This is a genomic window from Variovorax soli NBRC 106424 (assembly GCF_001591385.1).
In the GTDB taxonomy this organism is placed as follows: domain Bacteria; phylum Pseudomonadota; class Gammaproteobacteria; order Burkholderiales; family Burkholderiaceae_C; genus Variovorax; species Variovorax soli.
Map to the genome: position 1 here is coordinate 1 of NZ_BCUU01000169.1, position 6,240 is coordinate 6,240.

Genomic DNA, 6,240 nt, shown 5'->3' on the forward strand with positions numbered 1-6,240 from the left:
CCCGCGCCGCCGCGCAGCCGCACGTCCACCGCGCTGCCTTCCGGGGCATGGCGGATGGCGTTGTCGATGAGGTTGTCGAAGATGCTGCGCAGCTCGGCCGCGGGCACCGGCACCCGCACGCCGGCCGGCCCGTCGAAGCCGACGTCGATGCGGCGCCTGTCGGCCAGCGGCATGAACTGGCCCACGCTCTCGCGCAGCACCGCGGCCAGGTCGGTGTCTTCCGCCATGGCGCCGCCCGCGACGGCCGGCGGCGCGTCTTCGCGCGAGAGGCGAAGCAGCTGCTCGGTCAGGTGGGCGGCGCGCCGCACGCCGGCCTCGAGCTGCTCGAAGCGCTGCGCGGCCTCGCCCGGCGGTATGAGGCCGCGCAGGTTCTCCACCTGCAGCCCGATGGCGGTGATGGGCGTGCGCAGTTCGTGAGCCGCGTCCTGCACGAAGCGGCGCTGCGTGTCCAGCGCCCCGCGCAGGCGCGCCAGCAGGCTGTTGAAGGCTACCACCAGCGGGCCGATTTCCTCCGGCACGCGGGCCACGGGCAGCCCGGCCGGGTTGCGCTCGTCCTGCGCCGCCACGTCGCGGGCCACCTCGCGCAGCGAGCGCGAGCCGGCCGCCACGATCAGCCACAGCATCAAGAGCGACACTGGCAGCAGCAGCACGATGGGCAGGCTTTCGAGCAGCGCGCGGTGCGTGGCGCGCTGCTGACGGAACGAGGCGCTTTGCACCACCTGCACCCGCGGCCTGTCGGCCGGCTCCTGCTGCGCCGCATCCGCAGCCGCCCCGGTGTACACGCGCCATCGGTCGTCCCCCTCGGTGCGCCAATCGACGGTGGAAAAGCCGGGCTGGGTTTGCAGCGGCAGGCCGAGGGAGGGCCAGGAGCTGGCCAGCAGCGTGCGGCCGTCCGCGCTCCAGATCTGCACCACGAAAGCACCGGCGGCCAGCGCCTTCTGGCTGGCCAGCGGCTGCAACCGGTGCGCCTGCGCGCCTGCGGCATAGGAGTCGGCCACCAGGCGCATCTGCTCGTCCATGAAGATGCCGATCAGCCGGCCATAGGCCTGGTAGGAAAAGAGCCCGGTAAGCGCCATGGCCGCCAGGTGCAGCGCCACCAGCCACCACCAGAGCTGGCGGCGCAGCGAGTGCGGCCTGGCGCCACTCCCGCGGGTCACGCCGACATCACCCGCCATCCCAGGCCCCGCACGTTGCGGATGGCATCGGGGCCGAGCTTGCGGCGCATGCCGTGGATGAGCACGTCGATGGCATTGCTGGTCACTTCCTCGCCCCAGCCGTAGATGCGGTTCTCGAGCTGCTCGCGCGAGAGAATGGTGCCCGGCCGCTCCAGCAGCGCATGCAGCAGGGCGAACTCGCGGGCCGTGAGGGCCTCGCGCCGCCCGTCGACGAAGACCTCGCGCGTGCCCAGGTCGAGCTGCAGGGCGGCGGTGCCGATCACCGATTGCGCGCTGCCGTCGCGCCGGCGCACCACCGCGCGCATGCGCGCGAGCAGTTCGCGGAACTCGAAGGGCTTGCGCAGGTAGTCGTCGGCCCCCAGGTCCAGCCCCTGGATGCGGTCGTCCAACCCGCCGCGCGCGGTGAGCACGATCACCGGCGTGGTGTCGCCGCTCTGGCGTGCGCGGCGCAGCACCTCGGTGCCGTCCTGCACGGGCAGGCCCAGGTCGAGCAGCACGCAGGTGTAGTCGCCGTCCGCCATGGCGCTCTGGGCCAGCGGCCCGGTGCGCACCCAGTCGGCCGACCAGCCAGCGCCTTCGAGCGCCTGCACCAGGCTGCGGCCGATCATCTCGTCGTCTTCTGCCAGCAACACGCGCATTGTTCTTGTCCTTGCCAGAAATGAAGCCGGCATACGCGGCCGCCGCGCCAGCCTAGCGCCGATGACTTAGCCCACGATGAGCGCGCGGAGATTCGACGGGGGCCGCTCAGAAGCGCTCGTGCGGCGCCAGGTAGCGCCACTGCCCCTGCGGCAGGTGGCCCAGCATGACGCGCCCGATGCGGATGCGCTTGAGTCCGACCACCTTCAGGCCCACGAGTTCGCACATGCGGCGGATCTGGCGCTTCTTGCCCTCGGTGAGCACGAAGCGCAGCTGCTCGGGGTTCTGCCAGCTCACCTGCGCGCGCTTGAGCGGCTGCCCGTCCAGGCTCAGGCCGTGGCGCAGCCGCGCCAGCTGCTCGGGCGGAAAGGCGGCTTGCGGGTTGGTGCTGACCGGCCCGTAGGCCACGCGCACCAGGTACTCCTTCTCGACCTCGGAGTCTTCGCCGATGAGCTGGCGCGCCACCCGGCCGTCCTGCGTGAGCACCAGGAGGCCCACCGAGTCGATGTCCAGCCGCCCCGCCGGCGCCAGCCCGCGCAGTTGCGCCGGCGAAAAGCGCATGGGGCTGCCGTCGCCCTTCCAGTGGCTGCGCGGGCCGATCAGGCTGGCCGCGGGCTCGTGGCCGTCCTCGGCCTGGCCGCTGACGTAGCCCACCGGCTTGTGCAGGAGGATGGTGACCTGCTGGGCCTGCTGGCCGCGTGCCTTGGGATCGACCTCGATGCGGTCGGCCGGCAGCACCTTCACGCCCATGGCGGCCGGCTCGCCGTTCACTCGCACCCAGCCGCGCTCGATCCACTCGTCGGCCTCGCGGCGCGAGCACAGGCCGAGCTCGGCCATGCGTTTGTTGAGTCGGACGGGGTCGGTAGGGCTGGCGGACATGCCCCGATTTTCGCGCAAGGCCGCGGCCGGCCGGCCGCTCCCTAGACGCTCACGGCCGGCTCGCGCCAGAAGAACGCGATGCCTTCGCGGGCGCAAAGGGCCCGTGCTTCCAGCTCCGACAACTCGCTGACCGTGACGCCGTCTTCCAGTTCGGCGCGGGTTTGCAGATGCGGCATGGCCGTGGCTGGCGAAGTGGGTCTGCTGGGCTGGGCCGGCTTGGGTGCCGGCTCGATGCGGCGGGGCTGGAAGAAATTGCGCATGACAGGGTTCTGGGGGCGTCGGTTGCAGGTGGCCAGCGTGTTCAGGTCCGGGCGGATCGCTTCGGGCCCATCCAGGCGCACAGGCGGCGTGCCAGCACGTTCAACGGTTTCGGCTTTTTCTCGCTGGCGCGGCGCCTGGCCACCCATTCCAGCGCCTCGGCGACGCGCATGGCGTTTTCATCGCCGGCGCGCCCCTTGGCTTTCCACCTCAGGCTGATCAGGTGGATCTCGCCGGCGGTGAGCCGACGCACGGGCGGGGCCTCGTCGACCGGGGCCAGGCGGCTGGCTGCCAGTGCGCTGGCAGCGTTCCTGCCGACTTTGGCAAGGCGCGGGCTGAAGATCGGAGAGAGGCTTGGCGTGCTGGAGAACATGTAAGCCGATAGTACCCAGTCGAAGCCCTCGTCCTACTAGTCCAAACGGACTGGCCTTGCGACCAGGGGCGCCTGAAAACGCCAACTTGTTGGCACTCCCGCAGACTCGCTCACGCGGCTTCTTCGACAGGGAGGCGGCCCCGTCACCCTGCACCGGACTCAAGCCGCCCGCTTCACCACCGCAGGCTGGTCGGACGCCGCGAGCACGCCGATGAAGGTCGAGGCCTTGTCGACGAGCACCCGCACCGCCTCCTCCGTCTCGGCCAGCGTGCCTGCGACGGAGACCTGCAGCTTCATGACATGTTGCGCGGCGTAGGCGTAGTCGACATGCAGCACGTCGATGCCCCGCGCCGCATACAGGCCGAGGATGCGGCACAGCAGGCCGGCATCGCGCTCGACGAGATAGACCTGCTCGAGGCCGGGTTCTGTTCGGGAAGGGTTCGCAAGAGGGTTCATGGCTTCAATCCGGGTTCGTGCAACGGCCAGCCTGCGCAGGATGGCAACGGAGATTGCGCGTGGATCGAAGGGAGGCGAAGGAGATATCGCCAGTAGCGTCGACCCGGCTGACCGGGACGACGCGCACGTGCCCGGTCAGCGGGGAATTCGAATAATCGCGAGGACGGACGTGCGGGAAGGCATGTGGCGGAGTCTAGCAGCCGACTAAGCCACCAGCCGATACCCGACCGCCGTCTCGGTCAGCAGATGCCGCGGCTGCGCCGGATCGGCCTCGAGCTTTTGCCGCAGGTGCCCCATGTAGATGCGCAGGTAGTGGCTCTGGCCGGAATGCGCCGGGCCCCACACCTCACGCAGAAGTTGCCGCTGCGTCAGCACCCGGCCGGCGTTGTTCACCAGCACCAGCAGCAGCCGGTACTCGGTGGGCGTGAGGTGCACCTCGGCCCCCGAACGCCGCACGATGCGCGCGCTGCGGTCCACCTCCACGTCGCCAAAGCGGAACGAGGAAGATGACGCCGCCTCTTCGCCGCCCGCCGCGGCGCGCGGCCGCCGCAGGTTGGCACGCACGCGGGCCAGCAGCTCGCCGGTGCCGAAAGGCTTGGTGAGGTAGTCGTCCGCGCCGGCATCCAGCGCATCGATCTTGTCGGCCTCCTGCGCGCGTGCCGACAGCACGATGATGGGCACGCTGGACCAGCCCCGCACGTCGCGGATCAGGCCGACGCCATCGCCGTCGGGCAGGCCCAGGTCCAGCACGATCAGGTCCGGCTGGCGCGTGCCGGCCGCGGCCAGCCCGTCGCGCAGCGTGGCGGCTTCGTGCACCTGCCAGCCTTCATCCTCCAGCGCACCGCGCACGAAGCGGCGGATCTGCGGCTCGTCCTCGATGACGACGGCGGTGGGTTGGGAGTTGCTCATGGGGGCGATGCGGATTCGGCGGATTCGTCGGCCAGCGGCGGTTCGGGCGGCGGCGCGCGCCGCGGCAGGGTGACGGTGAATTCTGCACCGCCGCCCTCGGCCGCATCGACGCTCGCGGCGTGGATGTCGCCGCCGTGCGCGCCCACGATGGCCTTGCAGATGGCCAGCCCCAGCCCGACGCCGGGCGTGGCCGACTCCGCCTGGCCCCGGGTGAACTTGTCGAAGAGCTGGTGCTCGCGCCCCTTCAGCCGCGCCGGCAAGCCGGGGCCGTGGTCGCGCACCGCAATCTCCAGCGTGCTGTCCGTAACGCGAGCCGACACGACGATGGGCGGCGCGCCGTACTTGGCGGCGTTTTCCAGCAGGTTGACCAGCACGCGCTCGATGAGCACCGCGTCGAACTCCACCAGCGGCAGGTCCGGCGGCAGGCGGGTCTGCACGGCTACGCCGCCCAGCGCGGTGCGCGCGGCGCGGATGGCGGCGCCCACCGTTTCCTCCACGCTCTGCCACTCGCGCCGCAGGTTCACCGCGCCGCCGGCCGCGCCGCTCTCCAGCCGCGCCATGTCCAGCAGGTTGCCCACCAGGGCATTGAGTTCGTGCGCCTGCGCCACGATGGCCCGCGCCGCCCTGGCCTGCGGGCCTTCGGGCAGTTCGCGCAGGCTCTCGGCCAGGGCGATGAGTGCGGTGAGCGGCGTGCGCACGTCGTGCGAGATGGCGCCCAGCAGCGCGTTGCGAAGGCGCTCGGATTCGATCTCCACCACGGCGCGCTGCGCCACGTCCACATAGTGCACCCGCTCCAGCGCAATGGCGATCTGGCGGGCAAGCGTGTCCAGTTGCTGCGACTGCTCCGGAATGTGCAGCCAGCGCGCATGCGCCGGCTGCAGCGCCAGCACGCCGCGCACCCGCATGGGGGCCTTCAGCGGCACGTAGTGCCAGCTCTGCGCCGACAGGGTGGCCGTGGCGAGGCCGGCCGGCTGGCCGTGGCGGAACGCCCAGTCGGCCACGCCGGCATCGAAGCCGGGCGGCGGCGCCGCAGGCAGCAGCAGGCGGTCGCCTTCGTCGGTGGGCAGCACCAGCGCCGGGCCACCGAAATGCCCCTGCACCGCCGCCGCGCCCAGGCTCGCCACCTGCTCGGCCTGCAGCGCGGCCGACAGATCGCGCGTGAGCTCGAACAGCGAGCGCGCGCGCCGCTCGCGGCTGGCCGACACGCCGGCCGCAAAACGCAGGCCCGCGGTGAGCTGGCCGATGACCAGCCCCACCGCGCTCATCACCGCGAAGGTGACCAGGTACTGCCAGTCGCTCACGCTGAAGGACAGGCGCGGGTCGACGAAGAAGAAGTCGAAGGCCGCCACGTTGAGCAGCGCGCCGAAGGCCGCCGGCCCGCGGCCGAAACGCAACGCCACCCCCACCACGCCCAGCAAGTAGAGCATGACGATGTTCGCGCCCTCGAGCACATGCAGCAGCGGCATGGCCAGCAAGGTGATGAGCACGCTGGCCGCCGCCGCCCAGGCGTAGCCCGGCCAGCGGGCGCGCGGCGCCGCGGCAATGTCTTCCTCG

8 protein-coding genes are annotated in these 6,240 nt (G+C 71.6%); all 8 read right to left on the bottom strand.

Annotated elements, in window-relative coordinates; all coding sequences use genetic code 11:
• A partial coding sequence (locus tag VSO01S_RS25580) for a sensor histidine kinase (RefSeq protein ID WP_245684329.1) occupies nucleotides 1-1,157 on the bottom strand: 1,157 nt, incomplete at its 3' end.
• Nucleotides 1,154-1,813 carry a response regulator gene (locus VSO01S_RS25585; RefSeq protein ID WP_068645586.1) on the bottom strand — a complete coding sequence of 220 codons (660 nt, stop codon included), beginning with the start codon at nucleotides 1,811-1,813 and terminating at the stop codon, nucleotides 1,154-1,156. The genes VSO01S_RS25580 and VSO01S_RS25585, both read right to left, overlap by 4 nt.
• A gap of 106 nt (nucleotides 1,814-1,919) precedes the next feature.
• The gene (locus tag VSO01S_RS25590; protein ID WP_068645587.1) at nucleotides 1,920-2,690 is read right to left on the bottom strand and encodes a pseudouridine synthase; all 771 of its coding nucleotides are present in this window, start codon (nucleotides 2,688-2,690) and stop codon (nucleotides 1,920-1,922) included.
• 41 nt (nucleotides 2,691-2,731) lie between these two features.
• The gene (locus VSO01S_RS25595) at nucleotides 2,732-2,950 is read right to left on the bottom strand and encodes a hypothetical protein (RefSeq protein WP_153305441.1); all 219 of its coding nucleotides are present in this window, start codon (nucleotides 2,948-2,950) and stop codon (nucleotides 2,732-2,734) included.
• Nucleotides 2,951-2,991: 41 nt separating this feature from the next.
• Entirely contained in the window at nucleotides 2,992-3,321 is a 330-nt protein-coding gene (locus VSO01S_RS25600) for a hypothetical protein (protein ID WP_068645589.1), read from the bottom strand.
• Nucleotides 3,322-3,480: 159 nt separating this feature from the next.
• Entirely contained in the window at nucleotides 3,481-3,777 is a 297-nt protein-coding gene (locus VSO01S_RS25605; protein ID WP_068645590.1) for a hypothetical protein, read from the bottom strand.
• A 204-nt stretch (nucleotides 3,778-3,981) separates the two neighbouring features.
• A complete protein-coding gene (kdpE, locus tag VSO01S_RS25610) occupies nucleotides 3,982-4,686 on the bottom strand; it encodes a two-component system response regulator KdpE (RefSeq protein WP_068645591.1) in 705 nt (234 codons plus the stop codon).
• On the bottom strand, nucleotides 4,683-6,240 hold a 1,558-nt coding region (locus VSO01S_RS25615; protein ID WP_153305442.1), incomplete at its 5' end, for a DUF4118 domain-containing protein. The genes VSO01S_RS25615 and kdpE, both read right to left, overlap by 4 nt.

What these genes read in the sequence shown, in the direction of transcription:
- VSO01S_RS25590 (WP_068645587.1), bottom strand. Translation starts at nt 2,690, where the DNA reads ATGTCCGCCAGCCCTACCGACCCCGTCCGACTCAACAAACGCATGGCC.
- VSO01S_RS25595 (WP_153305441.1), bottom strand. Translation starts at nt 2,950, where the DNA reads ATGCGCAATTTCTTCCAGCCCCGCCGCATCGAGCCGGCACCCAAGCCG.
- VSO01S_RS25585 (WP_068645586.1), bottom strand. Translation starts at nt 1,813, where the DNA reads ATGCGCGTGTTGCTGGCAGAAGACGACGAGATGATCGGCCGCAGCCTG.
- kdpE (WP_068645591.1), bottom strand. Translation starts at nt 4,686, where the DNA reads ATGAGCAACTCCCAACCCACCGCCGTCGTCATCGAGGACGAGCCGCAG.
- VSO01S_RS25600 (WP_068645589.1), bottom strand. Translation starts at nt 3,321, where the DNA reads ATGTTCTCCAGCACGCCAAGCCTCTCTCCGATCTTCAGCCCGCGCCTT.
- VSO01S_RS25605 (WP_068645590.1), bottom strand. Translation starts at nt 3,777, where the DNA reads ATGAACCCTCTTGCGAACCCTTCCCGAACAGAACCCGGCCTCGAGCAG.